General features: G+C 69.5%; 18 protein-coding genes. 7 read left to right on the top strand and 11 right to left on the bottom strand.

What is annotated here, in order from left to right; all coding sequences use genetic code 11:
• The first annotated feature begins 109 nt into the window (after nt 1–109).
• Genes HDC31_RS20525 through HDC31_RS15105 form a run of 6 tightly spaced genes read left to right on the top strand, consistent with a single transcriptional unit; the run spans nt 110 to nt 7,883 of the window.
• Nucleotides 110–199, top strand: coding sequence for a potassium-transporting ATPase subunit F (locus HDC31_RS20525; RefSeq protein ID WP_017201862.1), 90 nt, complete (start codon nt 110–112; stop codon nt 197–199).
• Nucleotides 199–1,878, top strand: a complete 1,680-nt coding sequence (gene kdpA, locus HDC31_RS15125) for a potassium-transporting ATPase subunit KdpA (protein WP_113680941.1) — start codon at nt 199–201, stop codon at nt 1,876–1,878. The genes HDC31_RS20525 and kdpA overlap by 1 nt, the downstream gene beginning before the upstream one ends.
• Nucleotides 1,879–1,880: 2 nt before the next feature.
• Nucleotides 1,881–4,031 carry a potassium-transporting ATPase subunit KdpB gene (gene kdpB / locus HDC31_RS15120; RefSeq protein ID WP_179516295.1) on the top strand — a complete coding sequence of 717 codons (2,151 nt, stop codon included), beginning with the start codon at nt 1,881–1,883 and terminating at the stop codon, nt 4,029–4,031.
• Nucleotides 4,032–4,057: 26 nt separating this feature from the next.
• Nucleotides 4,058–4,660: a potassium-transporting ATPase subunit KdpC gene (gene kdpC, locus HDC31_RS15115; protein ID WP_113681986.1), complete on the top strand. Its 603-nt coding sequence runs from the start codon at nt 4,058–4,060 to the stop codon at nt 4,658–4,660.
• Nucleotides 4,657–7,215 (top strand): ATP-binding protein, encoded by a 2,559-nt coding sequence (locus tag HDC31_RS15110; protein ID WP_179516294.1) that lies wholly within the window; start codon nt 4,657–4,659, stop codon nt 7,213–7,215. The genes kdpC and HDC31_RS15110 overlap by 4 nt, the downstream gene beginning before the upstream one ends.
• Nucleotides 7,212–7,883, top strand: coding sequence for a response regulator (locus HDC31_RS15105; RefSeq protein ID WP_046746772.1), 672 nt, complete (start codon nt 7,212–7,214; stop codon nt 7,881–7,883). The genes HDC31_RS15110 and HDC31_RS15105 overlap by 4 nt, the downstream gene beginning before the upstream one ends.
• Here HDC31_RS15105 and HDC31_RS15100 read toward each other — a convergent pair.
• Together HDC31_RS15100 and HDC31_RS15095 are read right to left on the bottom strand one after the other, a co-directional pair.
• On the bottom strand, nt 7,865–8,677 hold the full coding sequence (locus tag HDC31_RS15100) for a tryptophan-rich sensory protein (protein ID WP_061016200.1): 813 nt from the start codon (nt 8,675–8,677) through the stop codon (nt 7,865–7,867). The genes HDC31_RS15105 and HDC31_RS15100 overlap by 19 nt on opposite strands.
• Nucleotides 8,678–8,783: 106 nt before the next feature.
• Nucleotides 8,784–9,350: a TetR/AcrR family transcriptional regulator gene (locus tag HDC31_RS15095; RefSeq protein ID WP_179516293.1), complete on the bottom strand. Its 567-nt coding sequence runs from the start codon at nt 9,348–9,350 to the stop codon at nt 8,784–8,786.
• A 96-nt stretch (nt 9,351–9,446) separates the two neighbouring features.
• Between HDC31_RS15095 and HDC31_RS15090 the strand changes: the two genes are divergently transcribed.
• Nucleotides 9,447–10,289, top strand: coding sequence for an alpha/beta fold hydrolase (locus tag HDC31_RS15090; RefSeq protein WP_061016195.1), 843 nt, complete (start codon nt 9,447–9,449; stop codon nt 10,287–10,289).
• Between the two features lie 156 nt (nt 10,290–10,445).
• Here HDC31_RS15090 and HDC31_RS15085 read toward each other — a convergent pair whose 3' ends face one another.
• The 9 genes from HDC31_RS15085 to HDC31_RS15045 form a co-directional block, all read right to left on the bottom strand.
• Nucleotides 10,446–11,408: a siderophore-interacting protein gene (locus HDC31_RS15085; RefSeq protein WP_113681575.1), complete on the bottom strand. Its 963-nt coding sequence runs from the start codon at nt 11,406–11,408 to the stop codon at nt 10,446–10,448.
• Nucleotides 11,398–12,198 carry an ABC transporter ATP-binding protein gene (locus HDC31_RS15080; protein WP_045262087.1) on the bottom strand — a complete coding sequence of 267 codons (801 nt, stop codon included), beginning with the start codon at nt 12,196–12,198 and terminating at the stop codon, nt 11,398–11,400. The genes HDC31_RS15085 and HDC31_RS15080 overlap by 11 nt, the downstream gene beginning before the upstream one ends.
• Complete coding sequence (locus HDC31_RS15075) at nt 12,195–13,277, bottom strand: iron chelate uptake ABC transporter family permease subunit (RefSeq protein WP_113681574.1); 1,083 nt, start codon at nt 13,275–13,277, stop codon at nt 12,195–12,197. Before HDC31_RS15075 ends, HDC31_RS15080 begins: the two co-directional genes overlap by 4 nt.
• On the bottom strand, nt 13,274–14,323 hold the full coding sequence (locus HDC31_RS15070) for an iron ABC transporter permease (RefSeq protein WP_061016191.1): 1,050 nt from the start codon (nt 14,321–14,323) through the stop codon (nt 13,274–13,276). The genes HDC31_RS15075 and HDC31_RS15070 overlap by 4 nt, the downstream gene beginning before the upstream one ends.
• A 33-nt stretch (nt 14,324–14,356) precedes the next feature.
• A complete protein-coding gene (locus tag HDC31_RS15065; protein ID WP_061016188.1) occupies nt 14,357–15,382 on the bottom strand; it encodes an iron-siderophore ABC transporter substrate-binding protein in 1,026 nt (341 codons plus the stop codon).
• A 242-nt stretch (nt 15,383–15,624) separates the two neighbouring features.
• Nucleotides 15,625–15,828 carry a cold-shock protein gene (locus tag HDC31_RS15060; RefSeq protein WP_017831237.1) on the bottom strand — a complete coding sequence of 68 codons (204 nt, stop codon included), beginning with the start codon at nt 15,826–15,828 and terminating at the stop codon, nt 15,625–15,627.
• A 74-nt stretch (nt 15,829–15,902) separates the two neighbouring features.
• Nucleotides 15,903–18,785 (bottom strand): AAA family ATPase, encoded by a 2,883-nt coding sequence (locus HDC31_RS15055; RefSeq protein WP_179516292.1) that lies wholly within the window; start codon nt 18,783–18,785, stop codon nt 15,903–15,905.
• 68 nt (nt 18,786–18,853) lie between these two features.
• Nucleotides 18,854–19,102, bottom strand: coding sequence for a hypothetical protein (locus HDC31_RS15050; RefSeq protein WP_058632021.1), 249 nt, complete (start codon nt 19,100–19,102; stop codon nt 18,854–18,856).
• 73 nt (nt 19,103–19,175) lie between these two features.
• A complete protein-coding gene (locus HDC31_RS15045; RefSeq protein WP_179516291.1) occupies nt 19,176–20,243 on the bottom strand; it encodes a DUF998 domain-containing protein in 1,068 nt (355 codons plus the stop codon).
• Nucleotides 20,244–20,267 lie beyond the last annotated feature (24 nt).

The raw sequence follows: 20,267 nt of genomic DNA, 5'->3' as shown, positions 1-20,267 counted from the left end.
GGGGGCCGTGCGGGAGTTGTATCGAATCCGTGCTCGACATCATCTACATCGCGCTGACTCTCGCGCTGTTCGCCCTCGTCTCCCTGGCGGCCAAGGGGGTGGAGCGACTGTGATCGTCTTCGAGATCCTCGCGGCCGCCCTCGCGGTCGCCGCCGTCGTCTACCTCGTGGTGGCGCTCGTCGCCCCGGAGAGGTTCTGATGGACGCGACGATCTGGTTCGGCATCCTGCAGGTCGCGGCCGTCGTGGTCGTGCTCGTGCTCCTCTACCGCCCCCTCGGCGACTACATCGCCCACGTCTACACCTCGGCACGCGACCTGCGGGTCGAGCGCGGCGTCTACCGGCTGATCGGGGTCGACTCGTCGTCCGAGCAGACCTGGCGCGCCTATGCCCGCAGCGTGATCGCCTTCTCCGTGGTCGGGGTTCTCCTCGTCTACGGTCTCCAGCGACTGCAGGCCTTCCTCCCCCAGGCGCTCGGGCTCCCTGCCGTGCCCGAGGGGCTCTCCTTCAACACCGCCGCCTCGTTCGTGGCCAACACCAACTGGCAGTCGTACTCCCCCGAGCAGACGATGGGCTACACCGTGCAGCTCGCTGGTCTCACGGTGCAGAACTTCGTCTCGGCCGCGGTCGGTCTCACCATCGCGATCGCCCTCATCCGCGGTCTCGCCCGCCGGGGTTCGACCACGATCGGCAACTTCTGGGTCGATCTGATCCGCGGTCTCGGCCGCATCCTCCTCCCGATCGCCCTGATCGGCGCCGTGGCCCTGCTCGCGGGCGGCGTGATCCAGAACTTCGCCGGTTTCACCGACGTCACCACGGTGTCGGGCGGCACGCAGACCATCCCCGGCGGCCCTGTCGCCTCGCAGGAGGCCATCAAGCTGCTCGGCACCAACGGCGGCGGCTTCTTCAACGCCAACTCCGCGCACCCGTTCGAGAACCCGACCGGCTTCACGAACCTGCTGCAGGTGCTGCTGATCCTCGTGATCCCGTTCGCACTGCCCCGCACGTTCGGCCGCATGGTCGGCGATCATCGTCAGGGCTACGCGATCGCCGCGGTCATGGGCACGATCTTCCTCGTCTCGACCTTCGCCCTCTCGGCGCTCGAGCTCGCGGGCCGCGGCACGGCGCCCGAGCTCGCCGGGGCCGCGATGGAGGGCAAGGAGGTGCGCTTCGGCATCCTGGGTTCGACCCTGTTCGGCAGCGCGAGCACCCTCACCTCGACGGGCGCCGTCAACTCGATGCACGACTCGTACACGGCGCTCGGCGGCATGATGCCGATGCTGAACATGATGCTCGGCGAGGTCGCTCCCGGTGGCGTCGGCTCGGGCCTGTACGGCATGCTCGTGCTCGCGATCATCGCGGTGTTCGTCGGCGGACTGCTGGTCGGGCGCACCCCGGAGTATCTCGGCAAGCGGATCGGGCCGCGGGAGATCAAGCTCGCGAGCCTGTACATCCTGGTGACGCCGACCCTGGTGCTGGTCGGCACGGCCATGAGCTTCGCGATTCCCGGCATCAGGGAGGACGTGGAGTCCACCAGCATCCTGAACCCCGGAGTGCACGGCATGAGCGAGGTGCTCTACGCCTTCACCTCGGCGTCGAACAACAACGGCTCCGCTTTCGCCGGACTCACCGCGAACACCCCGTGGTTCAACACCGCCCTCGGCATCGCGATGCTGCTCGGCCGGTTCCTGCCGATCGTGCTCGTGCTGGCCCTCGCCGGCTCGTTCGCGGCGCAGGAGCGCATCCCCGCCACCTCCGGCACCCTGCCGACGCACCGACCCCAGTTCGTCGGTCTGCTCCTCACCGTGACGGTCGTCGTCACCGCGCTCACCTACTTCCCTGTGCTCGCACTGGGCCCGCTCGCTGAAGGACTCGTCTGACCATGACCCTCATCACCACCCCCGCGGAATCCTCCTCCGAACAACAGGATGCTGCGGCATCCGCCCCCACCGCACCGCGCTCCTTCGGCTGGTCGCAGCTCGTGCAGGCCCTTCCCGGCGCCGTGCGCAAGCTCAACCCGGCAGCTCTCGTGCGCAACCCCGTCATGCTCCTGGTCTGGGTCGGCGCCGCGTTCACGACGGTGCTCGCGATCGCCGAGCCGTTCGTGGGCGGCCCGGCGGACTCCGGCGGCACCCCGGTGCCCGCGCCCTTCACCTGGGGCATCGCCATCTGGCTGTGGCTGACGGTGCTGTTCGCGAACGTCGCCGAGTCTGTCGCCGAGGGCCGCGGCAAGGCGCAGGCCGCGAGCCTGCGCAAGACCCGCACCAGCACGATGGCCCGGCGCGTGGTCGGCTACGACGGCACGGCGGATGCCGCGGCCGAGCACGCAGCGACCGCCCAGGTCTCGTCGGCCGAGCTGCAGCGCGACGACATCGTGATCGTCACGGCGGGCGAGCTGATCCCCGGCGACGGCGACATCGTCTCGGGCATCGCCACCGTCGACGAGTCGGCGATCACGGGCGAGAGCGCTCCAGTGATCCGAGAGTCCGGTGGCGACCGCAGTGCGGTGACCGGTGGCACCCGGGTGCTGTCGGACCGGATCGTGGTGCGCATCACCTCGAAGCCGGGCGAGACCTTCGTCGACCGCATGATCGCGCTCGTCGAAGGTGCCAGCCGTCAGCGCACTCCCAACGAGATCGCGCTGAACATCCTGCTCGCGAGCCTGTCGATCATCTTCGTGGTCGTGGTGCTGGCCCTGAACCCGATCGCGTCGTACGCCGCCTCCCCCGTCAGCATCCCGGTGCTCATCGCCCTGCTCGTCTGCCTGATCCCGACCACCATCGGGGCGCTGCTCTCGGCCATCGGCATCGCCGGCATGGACCGGCTCGTGCAGCGCAACGTGCTCGCGATGTCCGGTCGTGCGGTCGAGGCCGCGGGAGATGTCACCACCCTGCTGCTCGACAAGACGGGCACCATCACGTACGGCAACCGCCGGGCGCACGAGGTGCTGGCTCTTCCGGGTGTCGATGCAGACGAGCTGCTGCGCGTCGCGGCGCTGTCGTCTCTTGCGGACCCCACCCCAGAGGGTGCCTCGATCGTCGAACTCGCGGCCGCGCAGGGCATCCGGGTGATCGCCCCCGATGACGCCGTTGTCGTTCCGTTCACGGCACAGACCCGTATGTCGGGCCTCGACCTGGCCGACGGCACGCAGATCCGCAAGGGTGCCGGCTCCGCTGTCCGCGCCTGGCTCGGACTCGACGGCGACGACCTCGAACTCACGAGTCGCACCGACGCCGTGGCCGAGAGCGGCGGCACTCCTCTCGTCGTCGCGGTGAAAGGCCCTGGCGCGGACGCCCGCATCCTCGGCGTCGTGCACCTCAAGGACATCGTGAAGGACGGCCTGCGTGAGCGCTTCGACGAGCTGCGGGCGATGGGCATCCGCACCGTCATGATCACGGGCGACAACCCGCTCACGGCCGCCGCCATCGCGAAGGAGGCCGGTGTCGACGACTTCCTCGCCGAGGCCACCCCCGAAGACAAGCTCGAGCTCATCCGGCGGGAGCAGGAAGGAGGACGCCTGGTCGCGATGACCGGTGACGGCACGAACGACGCCCCCGCCCTCGCGCAGGCCGATGTCGGCGTCGCGATGAACACCGGCACCTCGGCGGCGAAAGAGGCGGGCAACATGGTCGACCTCGATTCCGACCCCACCAAGCTGATCGACATCGTGCGCATCGGCAAGCAGCTGCTCATCACGCGCGGAGCGCTCACCACGTTCTCGCTCGCGAACGACATCGCCAAGTACTTCGCGATCATCCCGGCGATGTTCATGGGGGTCTTCCCCGGACTCGCGGCCCTGAACATCATGCAGCTGCACTCGCCGGCCTCCGCTGTCACCAGTGCGATCATCTTCAACGCGATCGTGATCGTGTTCCTGATCCCGCTGGCCCTGCGAGGGGTGAAGTACCGCCCGGCGAGCGCCTCGCAGATCCTGCAGCGCAACCTGCTGATCTACGGTCTCGGCGGTGTGATCGCCCCGTTCATCGGCATCAAGCTCATCGACCTCGTGATCAGCCTCATCCCGGGCTTCTGACCCGGCTCTGAAACGGAATCCAGAACATGTCATCCACTCGCACCGCTCTCCGCACCACCGGTGTCGCCCTCCGCGCGATGGTGGTCCTCACCCTCGTGCTCGGCGTCGGTTACACACTCCTGGTCACCGGCATCGGCCAGCTCCTGCTTCCGTGGCAGGCCAACGGCTCGCCGCTGCCCGACGACAAGGGCAGCTCGCTGATCGGCCAGTCCTTCACAGACGCAGACGGCGAGGCGCTCCCGGAGTACTTCCAGTCACGCCCCTCCGCCGCGGGCGACGGATACGACGGAGCCGGCTCCAGCGGCAGCAACCTCGGGCCGGAGAACCCCGACCTCGTGACCGCCATCGCCGAACGCAAGGCTGCGATCGCGGAGCGCGAGGGCGTCGACCCGTCGGAGGTGCCGGCCGACGCGGTCACGGCATCCGGCTCGGGGCTCGATCCGCACATCAGCGTCGCGTACGCGCTGCTGCAGGTGCCGCGCGTCGCCGACGCCCGCGGACTCTCCGAACAGGAGGTGCGCGACCTCGTGGAGTCTAGGATTCAAGGGCGGGATCTGGGATTCCTCGGCGAGGAACGCATCAACGTCGCCGAACTCAACCTCGCGCTCGATGACCGGGAGGGCGAATGACCGCAGCACCTCTTCGTCGAGCCCAGGGCCACCAGCGCCGGGGGCGGCTCCGAGTCCTGCTCGGGGCCGCCCCCGGCGTCGGCAAGACCTACGAGATGCTCGCCGAGGGACGGCGGATGCTCGACGAGGGCCACGATGTCGTGATCGCGATCGTGGAGACGCACGAGCGCGCCGCGACACAGGCGCAGACTGCAGGGCTCCCCGAGGTTCCACGGCGAGTCGACCTGCACCGCGGAGTCGCGCTGACCGAGCTCGACGTGGACGCCGTGCTCGACCGCGCGCCCGAGATCGCCCTCGTGGACGAGCTGGCGCACACGAACGCCCCCGGCTCCCGCAACGCGAAGCGCTGGCAGGACGTGGACGAGCTGCTGAACGCCGGCATCGACGTGGTGACCACGGTCAACGTGCAGCACATCGAGTCGCTCAACGCCGTGGTCGAGAAGATCACCGGCATCGCACAGCAGGAGACGATTCCGGACGCCGTGGTCCGTGCCGCCGACGAGATCGAGGTCGTCGATCTGGCCCCGCAGACCCTGCGTGATCGCCTGTCGGCAGGACTCGTGTATCCCGCCGAGCGGATCGACGCCGCCCTGTCGAACTACTTCCGCCTCGGCAACCTCACCGCACTGCGCGAGCTGGCCCTGCTCTGGCTCGCCGACGAGGTCGACAGCGCGCTGCGCAGCTACCGTGCCGAGCAGGGCATCGAGGGCACATGGCAGGCCAGGGAGCGCGTGGTCGTCGCCCTGACCGGAGGGCCAGAGGGCGAGACCCTCCTCCGCCGTGGAGCCAGGATCGCGGCCCGCTCCGCCGGTGGGGAACTGCTCGCCGTGCACATCTCCGCGCAGGACGGTCTGCGCGACGAGACGCCCGGTGCCCTCGCCGCACAGCGCACCCTCGTGGAATCGCTCGGCGGCACCTATCACCAGGTCGTCGGCGACGACATCCCTGCCACGCTCGTCGAGTTCGCACAGGGCGCCGACGCCACTCAGCTCGTGATCGGCGTCAGCAGACGCAGCCGACTGGCCGCCGCTCTCACCGGTCCCGGCATCGGCTCGGAGGTCATCCGGCGCTCCGGCGACATCGACGTGCACATCGTCACCCATGCCGCGGCGGGCGGGCGGATGGTGCTCCCGCGCATCAAGGGCGGGGCTCTGGGCTGGCGGCGGCAGCTGCTGGGGTTCGGCGTCGCCCTGGTGTTCGGTCCGATCCTGTCGTGGATCATGTACACGTATCGCAGTCCCGAGTCGATCACCGCCGAAGTGCTCGCCTACCAGCTGCTCGTGGTCGTGGTCGCCCTCATCGGCGGCATCCGTCCCGCGGTGTTCGCCGCCGTGCTCTCGGGCATCACCCTCGACTTCCTCTTCGTCGCGCCGCTCTTCACGATCACGATCGCGCACCCGCTGCACGTGCTGGCTCTCGCGCTCTACGTCGTGATCGCGATCCTGGTCAGCATCATCGTCGACCAGGCTGCCCGTCGAGCCCGCACCGCCCAACGTGCGGCCGCCGAAGCCGAGCTGCTCGCCGCCGTCGCCGGCAACGTGCTGCGCGGTGACAATGCGGTGCTCGCCCTGGTCAGCCGCACCCGAGAGGCGTTCGGCCTGAGCGGCGTGCGCCTGCTCGCACCGGATGGCGAGGTGCTGGCGAGCGACGGCGAGCCCGTGGCCGACGGACGCGCCACGACCATCCCGGTCGGAGTCGTCACCGGCGGGGGTCCCCGTGCGGTGCTGGAGCTGAACGGAGAGCCGCTCGCCGGTCCCGAGCGTCGGCTGCTGGATGCGATCGTCGCCCAGCTCGCCGCCGCGATCGAGCACACCGATCTGCGGGCCACCGCCAGGGAGGCTGAGGCTCTGGCCGAGACCGATCAGGTGCGCAGCGCTCTGCTGTCGGCCGTGAGCCACGATCTTCGGCGTCCGCTCGCCTCCGCGGTCGCCGCGATCGGTGGTCTTCGCGGTGCCCACGGACTGTCCGAGTCCGACCGCGCCGAGTTGCTCGCGACCGCCGACGAGAGCCTCGCGACGCTGTCGACGCTCGTCACGGATCTGCTCGACGTGAGCCGCGTGCAGGCCGGAGTCCTGGCGGTCTCATCGTCCCGGATGGACGCTGCGGGCATCGTGCTCACAGCCGTCGACGAGCTGGGTCTCGGCCCGTCCGACGTCGAGCTGGCCCTCGACCCCGATCTGCCCCCGCTGCACGCCGACCCCGTGCTGCTGCTTCGCGTGCTGGTCAACGTGATCGCCAACGCCCACCGGCATGCCCCTGACGACTCACGCATCATCGTCTCCACGAGCGCTCTCGGCGACCGTGCCGAGATCCGCATCATCGACCGCGGGGAAGGCGTCTCGCCCGAGCGGCGCGACCGCATCTTCCAGCCGTTCCAACGCTTCGGCGACACCGACAACACCACGGGACTCGGTCTGGGACTCGCCCTGTCGCGCGGGTTCACCGAGGGCATGGGCGGTACCCTGACACCCGAGGACACCCCCGGCGGCGGCCTCACGATGGTCATCTCCCTGCCGCTGGCCGCAGGATCCCGCGACATGGAAGGCACGGAGTGAAGCTCCTCATCGCCGACGACGATCCGCAGATGGTCCGCGCCCTGCGGATCACCCTCGCCGCCCACGGCTACGACGTGGTTGTCGCCCCCGACGGAGCGGCCGCGATCGCCGCAGCCGCTCAGACGCATCCGGATCTCATCATGCTCGATCTCGGCATGCCCCGCCTCGACGGCATCGAGGTCATCCAAGCGCTTCGCGGATGGACCAACGTGCCCATCATCGTGGTGTCGGGACGCACGGGGTCCGCCGACAAGGTCGAGGCACTCGACGCCGGGGCCGACGACTTCGTGACCAAGCCGTTCCAGGTGGACGAGCTGCTGGCACGTCTGCGGGCGCTGTCACGACGGTCTGCTCCGGCGGGCGGCGAGTCCACGGTGGCTTTCGGCGATGTGGTGGTCGACCTCTCGACCAAGACCGTCACCCGCGGCGGCACGAGGGTGCACCTCACGCCGACCGAGTGGCGCATGCTGGAGCACCTGTCCCGGCACCCGGGCGCACTCGTCACCCGCCAGGATCTGCTCAAGGAGATCTGGGGCAGTGAGCAGGTGTCCGACTCCGGCTACCTGCGCCTGTACATGTCGCAGCTGCGCAAGAAGCTGGAGCAGGAGCCGGGTGCTCCGGTGCATCTGCTCACCGAATCGGGCATGGGCTACCGGCTCGTGCTCTGAGCCCCAGCGCTCCGGATGCGCGACCGGCGCACGACCGCCGCGACCCCGGTGAGCACGAGCAGCACGGCCACGATGATCGCGGCGATCGCCGTCGCGGTGCTCTCGGGCTCTCCCGTGAGGCGACCGACCGCGAGCCAGGCGAGACCCCAGGCCGTCGCGAGGGCAGGAGCGATGCGTCCGGTGGCCCACGCCGCGGCAGCCCCGATCACCAGGACCACGATGAGCACGGCGATGGCCCAGGCATCCGCTGCCTGCGCCCAGCTCTCCGGAGCGATCTGCGTGAACCACGCGGCCGTGTTCGCCACCGTCGCGATGGTGACCCAACCGAAGTGCAGGCCGTTCGCGCCGTCGGTGAGGATGCGGTCGGCGAGGTTCCGGGAGGGAAAGCGGCCGAGCAGCACGATCACCCGCGCGAGCACGGCCAGGAGCGCCGCGATCACGACGACCGTGAGCCACAGCGTCAGGAACCGTGCGGTCACCAGCCACAGCCCGTTCAGCACCATCGAGGCGGCGATCCACCCGCCCACGGCCTGCTGACGCGGATCCTGCCGCTGAGCGGGGAGCGCCTGCCACACCGTGTACGCGATCAGGCCGAGGTAGATCAGCGACCAGATCGAGAATGCGGGCCCCGCCGGCGCGAGGTACGAGCCCTGAGCCGAGAGCGCCCCGTCCTGCAGATCGTCGACGGACGCGCCGCCGAATGCTCCGGCCCCGACAGCGGCCGCGATCACCATGAATGTCGCCGCCGCGATGATCAGCGCCTGACGACCGATGCCCTTCGTGCGTGATTCCATGTCCCGAAGGCTACGGCTGCGTTTCCTCGGTCGCACCGGCCTTGACAGAGGTGCGCCGTTTCGCTAACCAGGTTAGCCAAAATATGATGATGCGCCGGGCGAGAGTTCAGGCGCGGGCGAAAGCCGCGTCGATCAGCACCTCGGCCGCACCCCGCGCCTGTGCGGCGACGGCCGGATCGGCCGAGATCGCCGCGGTGCTCTGCGCTCCTTCGGCGAGGATCGACAGCTGCGCGGCGAGCGCGGGCGGAGCTCCGGTGTCGGCGACGAGGCCGGCCATGTACTCCTGGAATGACGCCTTGTGCGCCCGCACGATCTCCGCGACCTCCGCATTGGTGCCGCCGAGTTCGCCGAACGCATTGATGAAGGCGCATCCACGGAAGTCGTCGGCGCAGAACCAGTTCTCGAGGTACCCGTAGACGGCCAGGATGCGCGCACGGGGGTCATCCCCCGCATCCGACACCGCCCCCGAAAGGCCGGACTCCCACTCCGCGTGCTTGCGCGCCAGCACGGCCGCGACGATGTCGCTCTTAGCGGGGAAGAGCGCGTAGAGGCGGCGCAGCGACACGCCGGCGGCCGAGCGCAGCTCGTCCATGCCCACAGCGGCGTAGCCCTTGCGGTAGTAGAGCTCCTCCGCGGCGGACAGAATGCGCTCGCGAGCCTCGTCTTCGGTCATGTCCAGAAGTCTACTTGACACGAGAACGAACGTTCTCTAGATTGAGGACATCGAGCGAGAACGACCGTTCTCACCGGAACCGAAAGGATCAGGACCATGGGCTACATCACCGTCGGAAACGAGAACAGCACCGCGATCGAGCTCTACTACGAAGACCAGGGAGCCGGTCAGCCCGTCGTCCTGATCCACGGCTACCCGCTCGACGGGCACAGCTGGGAGCGCCAGACCCGCGAACTCCTCGCCCAGGGCTACCGCGTCATCACCTACGACCGCCGCGGATTCGGCCAGTCCTCAAAGGTGAACTCCGGCTACGACTACGACACGTTCGCCGCCGACCTGAACACCGTGCTCGAGACCCTCGACCTGCGCGACGTCGTGCTCGTCGGCTTCTCGATGGGCACCGGCGAGCTCGCCCGCTACGTCGCCCGCTACGGGCACGACCGCGTCGCCAAGCTCGCCTTCCTCGCCTCGCTCGAGCCGTTCCTCGTGCAGCGCGACGACAACCCCGAGGGCGTGCCGCAGGAGGTCTTCGACGGCATCGAGGCCGCGGCGAAGGGCGATCGCTTCGCGTGGTTCACCGACTTCTACAAGAACTTCTACAACCTCGACGAGAACCTCGGCTCGCGCATCAGCGAGCAGGCCGTGACCGGCAGCTGGAACGTGGCGATCGGCAGCGCGCCCGTGGCTGCCTACGCCGTCGTGCCCGCCTGGATCGAGGACTTCCGCTCCGACGTCGAGGCTGTGGCAGCGGCCGCGAAGCCCACGCTCATCCTGCATGGCACGAAGGACAACATCCTCCCGATCGATGCCACCGCGCGCCGCTTCCACCAGGCGGTCCCGGAGGCCGACTACGTCGAGGTCGAGGGCGCCCCGCACGGCCTGCTCTGGACCCACGCCGACGAGGTCAACGCCGCGCTGAAGACCTTCCTCGCGAAGTAACCCCTTCCCCGCCAGCCGTCCACTCCGGGGCAGGCAGGCCGAAACGGAGACGACCCGGCATCCGGGCGGCGCGTCCACACAAGACACGCCGGCGGATGCTCGGGTCGTCTCCGTTTTGGCAGGACGGAGGAAGGGCAGGAAGAGGGAGGAGGGGGGTCAGCCGCGCATGGCGACACCGCGGCGCCAGTAGCCCATGAAGGCCACCTGGCTGCGGTCGATGCCGAGGTCCTTGACCAGGTGGCGACGCAGCGTGGTGACCACGCCGCTCTCCCCCGCGATCCAGAAGTAGCGTTCGGCCGGAGCGTCGGCCGTGGCGATGTCCTCGCCGAGACCGGAGTACTCCGGCGTCTCCCACAGCAGGTCCTCGCCGTCGATGTCCTTCACCCGGATCTCGTCCGCAGCGTCGGCGTCTCCGAGGTGGCCGAGCACGGCGGGGATCAGTCGCAGCCCGTGCGGCTCGCCGGCATCACGGGGAAGCCAGTGCACCTCGACCCCTGAGGGCACGTCGATGCGCAGGATGTCGGCAGGCGAGGGCACCTCGATGAAGGCGACACCGCGCAGGTCGCGAGGCGCATCTTCCAGGATGCGGGCGATCGCCGGAGCAGCCGTCTCGTCGCCCGCGAGCACGACCGATACCGCGGTACCGGGGGCGAACTCGGCCCCCCCGTGCGCGTCCACGTCCACGCCACGACGCGGACCGACCAGGTACAGCTCCTGCCCGACCGCGGCCTGGCTCGCCCACAGCGACGCGGGGCCGGTGAGTCCCGGCTCGAGGTGCAGCACGAAGTCGACGTCGACCTCGGTCCCGGTCTCGTCGTCGACCCGCAGCTCGCGCACGGAGTAGGTGCGCATGGATCCGCGCTCCTCCTCCGGCACGGCGAGGAAGGCCTGCCACCAGTTGTCCGATGCCCTGTCGAGGTCGGGCAGCACCCCGGACGCGGGCGGGAAGACCAGCTTGATGCGGCTGTCGAACACCTCGCCCGGTGTGCCGAACTCGCTCAACTCGTCTCCACCGAAGGTCACCCGCACGAAGGAGGGCGAGACACGCGCGACGGCCCGCACCTCGGCGCGGGTGAGGATGTAGGTCGGGCGCTCGGTCGTGGTCGTCTCAGCGGACATGGTGCCTCCCGATGGGTGTGACCATCGGCTTGCCGGAGACCGGATCGATGGTGATCTGATTGGCGAGGCCGAAGACCTCTTCGACGAGTTCGGCGGTGACGATGTCCTGCGGCGCACCGGTCGCGTGCACCCGCCCGTCCTTCATCGCCACCAGCTCGTCGGCGTAGCGGGCCGCGAGGTTGAGGTCGTGCAGCACCATCACGATCGTGGTGCCGCGCGAGACGCTCAGGTCGGTGAGCAGATCGAGCACCTCGACCTGGTGCGCGACGTCGAGGAAGGTCGTCGGTTCGTCCAGCAGCAGGATGTCGGTCTCCTGCGCGAGCGCCATCGCGATCCACACGCGCTGGCGCTGACCGCCCGAGAGCTCGTCGACGCTGCGGTCGGCGAGGTCGGAGATGCCGGTCGCGTCGAGGGCGTCTGCCACCACCTCGTAATCGTGCGTGCTCCAGCGGGCGAGCATCTTCTGATGCGGGTGCCGTCCGCGGCCGACCAGATCGGCGACCGCGATGCCCTCCGGCGCGACGGGCGACTGCGGAAGCAGCCCGAGGATGCGCGCGACCTCCTTGGTCGGGCGTGCGTGCACCGACTTGCCGTCGAGCACGATCTGCCCGTCGCTCGGCGACAGCAGACGGGCGAGCGAACGCAGCAGCGTCGACTTGCCGCATCCGTTCGCTCCCACGATGGTCGTGATGCGGCCGGGGGCGATCTGCAGGTCGAGACCGTCGATGATGGTGCGGTCGCCGTAGGCGAGCGTGACGCCCTCGGCGGACAGGCTGTGCGAGACGGTCAAAGCGAACCCCCGGAGCGGTTGGTGCGGATGAGGAGATAGATCAGGTACGGCGCACCGACGACGCCGGTGATGACTCCGACGGGGTAGCGGGTTCCGAAGGCGAACTGGCCGATGAGGTCGCCGGCGAGCACGAGCAGAGCCCCGACGAACGCCGACGGCAGGAGCAGGTTCGCGCCTGGACCCGTGATGCGCGCGGCGATGGGCCCCGCCATGAACGCGACGAAGGCGATGGGCCCGGTGGCGGCCGTCGCGAATGCGAGCAGCGCGACCGCACCGAGGATGAGCAGCAGGCGGGTGGCGCTGACGCGGATGCCGAGTCCCGCCGCGGAATCGTCTCCCAGCTGGAGCGCTCCGAGTGCACGGCCCTGTGACAGCATCAGCGGCACGATGATCAGCGCGGCGATCGCCATCGGCAGCACCCGCTCCCACGATGCGTTGTTGAGGCTTCCGGTGAGCCACTGCATCGCGGTCTGGATGTCCCAGTTCGCCGCGCGCGACAGCAGGTAGGAGATGACGCTCTGCAGCATCGCCGCGATGCCGATCCCGATCAGGATGAGTCGTGTGCCGGCGAAGCCGCCCTTGATCGAGAGGAGGTAGATCACGAAGGCCGTGACCACGGCACCGACGAGCGCGAGCAGCGACACGACCGGCCCGTTGACGGAGAGCACGATGATGCCGAACACGGCTGCAGCTCCGGCGCCGTTGGAGATGCCGATGATGTCGGGCGAGGCGAGGGGGTTTCGCAGCATCGTCTGGAAGCAGACGCCCGCCATGCCGAAGGCGATGCCGGTGAGGACGGCGAGCACCGCGCGCGGCAGCCGCAGGTCGCCCACCGTGAACGACGCCCCCGGCACGGTCTCGCCGAGGATCACGCGGATCACCTCGTCCGGTGTGTAGAACGTGTTCCCCACCATGAGTGCGACCGCGAAGAGGGCGAGGACCAGGACGCCGAGCACGATCGTGGCGATCGCGTGACGACGGTGGCGCGAGCGTCGGCCCGCGACGATCCGCGTGATGCGGGCGGAGGCGGACTCCTCGCCGCGTTCGAGGGTGTGCTCGGTGTGCTCGGTCGTGCTCACAGCTCACGCACCTTCTGCCGACGGACGATCCAGATGAAGAACGGCGCTCCGATGATGGCGGTGATGATCCCGACCTGGATCTCCTCGGACGACGGGGCGATCACGCGGCCCACGATGTCGCTCGCCGTCAGCAGGGCGGCGCCGGCGATGGCCGAGAACGGAAGCAGCCAACGGTGGTCGGTCCCCACCAGCATGCGGCACACGTGCGGGATGATCAGCCCGACGAATCCGATGGGTCCGGCGATCGCGGTCGCGGCCCCGGCGAGGATCACGGCGCCGAGTGCCGAGATCATGCGGGTGCGGAACACGTTCTCGCCGAGACCCTTGGCCATCTCGTCGCCGAGGGCGAGGGAGTTCATGCCCCGCGAGCACAGGAAGCAGATGAGGGCGCCGACGGCGAGCACCGGCGCGGTCAGGGCGATGCGCGGCCACTCCGCTCCGCCGACGCCGCCGATCTGCCAGGACTGGAACGTCTGCAGCAGGTCGACGCGGGGCAGCATCACGGCGCTGATGAGCGAGGCGAAGGCGGCCGATGTCGCCGCCCCCGCGAGGGCGAGCTTGAGAGGGGTCGCTCCCCCGCGCCCGAGCGAGCCCACCGTGTAGACGAAGACGGCGGCGACGCCGGCACCCACGATCGCGAAGGCCATCTGCCCGTAGGGGTCGGCGAGTCCGAAGAAGGCGATGCCGCAGACGACAGCCAGGGAGGCGCCGTTCGAGACGCCGAGGATGCCGGGGTCGGCGATCGGGTTCCGAGTGACCGCCTGCATGGTCGCTCCGGAGAGGGCGAGTGCAGCGCCGACGAGGAGGGCGAGCACGGTGCGCGGTATGCGCTTCACGATCGCGGCCTCGGCGATCGTGTCGGTGTGGCCCGTGAGCGCGGCGACGATGTCGTCGAACGAGACCGCGCGCACGCCGAAGGAGATCGACAGGACGCTGAGGACGACGAGCACCACCAGCCCGACGAGGAGCCAGATGGTTCGCACCAGCACCGGGCGCCGCAGGTCTGCGGCGCCCGGTGCTGGTGCGATGACGGTTGCTGAGGTCACTGAGCATTCACTCCGCTGCTGCGGATGGAACGGCTACTTGGACAGCGGCGCGGCCAGGAGTGCGAGGTAGTCGCTGAGTCCCCACGGGATCGACAGCGGCGACGGGTTCGCGGAGGCCGCGATCGGGGTGGCGTCGGGAAGGACGGCGATGCGTCCCTCGGCGATGGCCGGGATCTTCGACAGCAGCGGGTCGGCCTGCAGCAGCGGGATGATCGACTCGTCGCCATACGTGATGAACAGGTCGACGTCGTCGAACTTCTGCGCCTCTTCCGCGCTGACGGTCAGGTAGAACTGGTCGCTGTCCTTGTTCTCCTCGACGATCGAGGGGAACGGCAGGCCGAGGTCGTGGAGGTAGCCGGGGCGGGTGTCGATCGCCGTGTAGTAGCCGATCTGGCTGAGATCGGTCGGGTCGATGTAGGAGAACAGGACCTTCTTGTCCTTGAGCACGCTGTTCGCTTCGAGGGCCTTCTGCGCGTCGGCGTCGAGCTGCTCGATCAGGGCCTTACCCTCCTTCTCGAGGCCGAGGGCCTTGGAGTCCATCTCGATCATGTCGTCGACCGAGGTGCCCCAGGCGACCTTCGGGTAGGCGATGACCGGGGCGATCTTGGAGAGGGTGTCGTACTCCTCCTGCGTCAGACCGGAGTAGGCGGCGAGGATCACGTCGGGCTCGGTGTCGGCGACGGCCTCGTAGTCGATACCGTCCGTCTCGTCGAACAGCACCGGCGTCTCGGCACCCAGCTCGTCGAGCTTCTCCTCGACCCAGGGCAGCACACCGTTGTCGTCGTCGTCGCCCCAGGCGGCCTTGCTCATGCCGACCGGAACGATGCCCAGTGCCAGCGGCACCTCGTGGTTCGCCCAGGCCACGGTCGCGACGCGCTCGGGCTTCTCGGTGATCGTGGTCTCGCCGTAGACGTGCTCGACGGTGACGGGGAAGGCGTCGTCGGAGGCGGGGTTGCCGCCGGCGGTCGAGGTCGACTCCGGCGCGGAGGATGCGCAGGCGGAGAGGCCGATGGCGAGCGCGGCGGCCGCGCCGATGGCGAGGATTCGAGAGGTGCGCACAGGCGTTCCTTCGGTTCGGGGTGAGGGGGCGGCACGGGTGATGCGCCCAGCCTTTGGTAAGCCTGGCCTAATCTAACACGGAGGTTAGGTGATCCTCACCCTGAGATTCCCCGTTCGAATCGCGCGAATGGGAGTGAACTGCCGCCGGATGGAACCATTCGCGCGATTCGAACGGCGGCAGCGCACGAAAAAACCGGCCGGACCCGTGAGGGTCCGACCGGTTTCAGGAAGTCAGCGCGCGCTCAGAGAGCGCGGATGTTCGCCGCCTGCATGCCCTTGGGGCCACGCTCAGCGTCGAATTCGACCTTCTGGTTCTCGCGGAGCTCCTTGAAACCGGAGCCGGCGATAGCCGAGTAGTGGGCGAAAAGGTCGTCCGAGCCGTCATCGGGAGCGATGAAGCCGAAGCCCTTTTCCGCGTTGAACCATTTCACAGTGCCAGTGGCCATGTGTTTCTACTTTCTGTTGACTTAGCCGTTTGCACGGCCTACGCCGAACCGGAACATCCGAGACGCGCGCACTGTCACGCTACCACGGCAGGCTCCGCCGCAGTACGGGGCTGGTCATTCTTCTTCAGGAGAGCTGCTTCGGTGCGTGTGCTCACGCCGAGCTTGCGCAGCACGGCGGACACATGCACGCTCACGGTCTTCACGCTGATGAACAGGCGCTCACCGATCTGGCGGTTGCTCAGGCCTTCGGCGATGAGCTCGAGCACCTGCCGCTCCCTCGCGGTGAGCGGGTCGGTGCTCGACGCTGACACCGCGTCTCCCCTCAACCCCGCGTCTGTGGCGAACCGGGAGACGGCGGACTGGAGCTGAGCGTTGCCGAGAGACTCCGCGAGGGCTTCAGCCTCGGCGAGCACAGCGCCCGCAGCGATCCGGTCTCCTTCGCGGACCAGCACGCGTGCCTGCTCCAGACGGAGAACGGCGCGGAAGATCACCGGCACGTCCTCCCCCTCCGCGCACCGCAGCGCCTCGGCGAGAGCGTCAGGGTGCGGGCCGAGGAGGGCGTCGAGGATCGTCTCCCATGCGTCGTCCTGCAGCTGCGCCGGTTGGCTGGACCACGCGGCACGGATCGCGGTGGACGCCCCCGAGACGTCGACTCCTGCCGCCCGCAGCTCGGCGATGATCGCGCCTCCCTCCAGCAGCAGACGACGCTGGTGCAGCAGCGCCGGCTCATCGTTCTCCAGCATCTCGAGGATGGTGTCGAGCGCCCCGCGGAGGTCTCCTCGACTCTCGGCGACGGCGACGATCATCATCACGCGGTCGTACCAGATCTGCCTTTCGGAGACGCCCGTCTCCTCGAACGCGGGAAGCCAGGCCTGCAGGAGCTCTGCGGCCTCCGCCGACCGCCCGCGCCACGCCAGCACCCGCACGCGCGTCATGCTCATGTACATGCGGAACACGCGCAGAGTCCCCTGCACGAAGTCCCGCGACAGCATCTCCTCGACCCGGTCGATCTCGCCGAGCTCGAGCAGGGGGACGACCATGTTCTGCGCCATGATCGACCCCGAGGTGCGTTCGACCCTGAGTTCGCGAGCGCGCCGCAGCCCCTCCTCTGCGACCTCGACGGCCTCTCGGTAGCGCCCCAACAGCGTGAGCAGGTCGGAGTAGTTCACCCGATAGCGCATCTCGGCGTTGGAACCCGTCGCGAGCTCACGCGCACGCTCGTACTCGCGCACGCCTTCGTCGATGCGACCCAGGTGCGCCAGCGAACCTCCGCGCACGTTCGCGGCGATCGACAGCTGATCCGTGGATTCGGCTCCGGCCGCCCCGCGCTCGGCTTCGTCAGCGAGCCGGATCGCCTCCTCACGATCGCCCGCGATCATCCGGCGGCTCGCCAGCTGGTTGAGCAGCTCCGCCCGGAACACCTCATCGCCGATCCGCTCGTCGGCGATCGAGAGAGCCTGCTGCAGCAGCGGGATGGCTCCGAGGCGCCCGAGGTTGACGAGATACAGCGCCTTGTTGCGGAGGAGGCGAGCGTGCAGCCGCGGATCGACCGTCTCCGGGTCGACCTCGGCGAGCGCGACGTTGGCCACGGCGAGCGCCCGTTCACCATCACCCGCATTGCGCAGGATGGAGCCGAGCACCAGCAGCAGCTCGAGACGCTCGATGCGGGCCGCGTCTGCGGCGTCGGGCACGAGCGGCCAGAGCTCCAGGGCCAGCTCGCCGAAACGGGCGGCACTCGCGAACGCGTACTGTCCCTTCGCGTGACGCATCGCGTCGGCGGCGGCGACCAGGGCCCTCCGATCGTCCTGCGCCAGCTGCCAGTGGTACGCGAGCGCGGCGGCATCGCTGGAATCGGACCCGGCGCACTGCGCTTCGAGCGCCTCGGCGTATGCGCGGTGCAGTCGCGCCCGCTCGCCGGGGAGCAGGTCGTCGTGCACGGCTTCGCGCAGCAGAGCGTGCCGGAAACGGTAGTCGTCGTCGCCGACAACGAGGATGCCGCTGCGGGTCGCCTCGCGGATCGCTTCGTCGAGCCGCTGCTCCGGCAGCTCGACCAGGCTCGTGATGAGCGGATGCGAGAGCGGGCGTTCCGCACCGGAGACGACCTGCACGACGTGGCGCGCGTCGTCGCCGAGGCGATCGAAACGAGCCAGCAGCAGATCACGAAGGCCATCGGGGAGCGGGCCGTTCGAACATCCGGCGATCTCCTCGATGAAGAAGGGCACGCCCTCGGCCCGCTCCTGCATACGGTCGAGCGCACTCGCGGTGAGCGCACGGCCGGTGATCTGCTCGGCCAGCTCCCGCACGGCGGTCTCGTCGAGGCGGCCCAGAGTGAGGCGCTCGAGCAGCCGGGCTCTGGTGGCCTCGCCGATGAAGCGGCTCACGGCATCGCCACGACGCACGTCGTCGGTGCGGCAGGTGAGAAGCAGCAGGATGCGGCCGCGGCTGAGGGCCCGCAGCAGGAAGGAGAGGATGGCGAGAGTGGACTCGTCCGCCCAGTGCAGGTCTTCGACCACGAGCACCTGAGGGGCACGTTCGGCAGCCGCTTCGATGAGTGAGGCGATGGCGTCGCGCAGACGCTCGGGGCTGGTGCGATCGCGGTCGGTCGGGGAATCGACGAGCTCGGGGAGCAGCATGCCGAGAGCCTCGACACCCACACCCACCGACTCTCGCACCCGGTCGACACCCATGCGCAGCACGATCGAGCGGAGGATTCCGGTGAGGGGACCGTACGGCGTGCGCGAAGCGCCGAGGTCGAGGCACCACCCCACGTGCACGTCGGCGGTCGGTGCGATCTCGGTGGCGTACTCCCGCAGCAGCCGTGACTTGCCGATACCCGCCTCGCCCTCGACGAGCAAGGCTGCGGGGATGCCGTCGCGCACCCCCGCGAACGATCGACGCACCTCTGCCAGCTCGGCCTCACGGCCGACCATCGCAGCGCTCGACGCGAAAGGGGGCATGGACTCATCGTCCCACCCCCGACCGACATTCGGGTCCGTCGGATGTGCGCTGTGCGCGATGGTTCTGCTCACTGCGCGTGCGCCGCCGCTGCCGTGTCGCACGCGGCCGTGACCCGCGCCTTCCCCGGCGCCGTCGCTGCCGAGTCGCCCGTAGAGCGACCGAACGCGTGGCGAAGCATCCGTCGGATCGCTCCTTCCGGCCGCGGCACGATCTGGTCGGCGTGCTCGATCAGGGAGAGGCGCCTCGCAGCGGCGCGCTCCATCTGCTCCTGGTCATGCCTGGTGAGCTGCTGGTGGAGATAGGGGTGCTCGAACATGGGGTTCTCCTCGACGGTTCGCTGTATCCCTACACTCCGCTCTGAGGTACCCCCGGTACATCGGACAGATGCCCTATCTTTCGCCCGGCCCCGCGCCCGCCCGCATCAGCCGCAGACGCCCGGATGGTCGAGACCCGGCCGGCACCAGGATCGCGAGCACACGCACGAGTGTCGCCATCCACAGCAGCCCGAGTCCGACGACGATCGCCTCGACCGCAGTGGTGGAGTACACGCCGAAGGGCACCCACAGGACCAGCGCGATCACGACCAGCAGACCCACACCGACCGAGGTGATCGACAGCGCGCGAGGATGTCCAGGGACCCTCGCGACCGTGGTGGCAGCGGCCGCGGCGAACAGCACGAGCGCGCCGAGAGCCGCGATGTCGTGCGGAACCGGCACGCGGTGCAGCGGCAGCAGCCCGACGGCGGCGAGCGCGATCCCGGACGCCACCCACAGCGCCACGACGAGGGCGATGCGGGAGAGCACGGCGTCGCCGAGCATCCGGTGCAGGTCGCGGCCGATGTACGAGCCGACGGTCGCGACGAGCAGACCGGCGACCACGAGGGTGCCGTTGAACGCCCATCCGACGCCGAGCTGGGAGAAGTTCTGCTCCCACCAACGCGGATCGGAGGCGGTGACCATCGCGAAAAGCGTGCCGATCACGAGGAAGCCGAACAGGAGCGCAGCGAGGTCGGACGTGCGCAGGTCGATGCCGGCCCCGAACGCGAAGCGCCCGCCGACCGCCGCGGCCACGCCGGTCAGGACCCCGCCACCGACCGCCGCGAGCTGCAAGCCCTGGAGACCGGCCGCCAGCACCTCTGCCGCGAGCAGCACCCCCATCACGGTGACGGCCCCGAACGCGATGGTCAGGGCTCCGGTCGAGAGATCGGACACCACCGCCTGCCACCGCGGCATCGAGGCGGTCTCGCCGCGGCGGTGCACCAGGGTGCTCGTGAGGAACGCCCCCGCTGCGATGCCCCCGGCGACCACCGCCGCCGGCATCGCGAGCGCACCTCCCCCCGTGAGCGGGCGCGCGTCACCGCCCAGCACGAGCATGCCCGCGACGGCACCGACCACGAAGCAGAGCGCGGTCGCCCAGATCGCCCTCGTCTCGCCGCGCAGCTTCGCGTCGTGCTCCATGCGCCCATGCAAGCACGCGCCTCG

It is taken from the genome of Microbacterium sp. JAI119 (assembly GCF_013410135.1).
Classification (GTDB): domain Bacteria; phylum Actinomycetota; class Actinomycetes; order Actinomycetales; family Microbacteriaceae; genus Microbacterium; species Microbacterium oxydans.
Note: the sequence above shows the minus strand (reverse complement) of the source record. Positions and strands in the feature narration are given on the sequence as shown.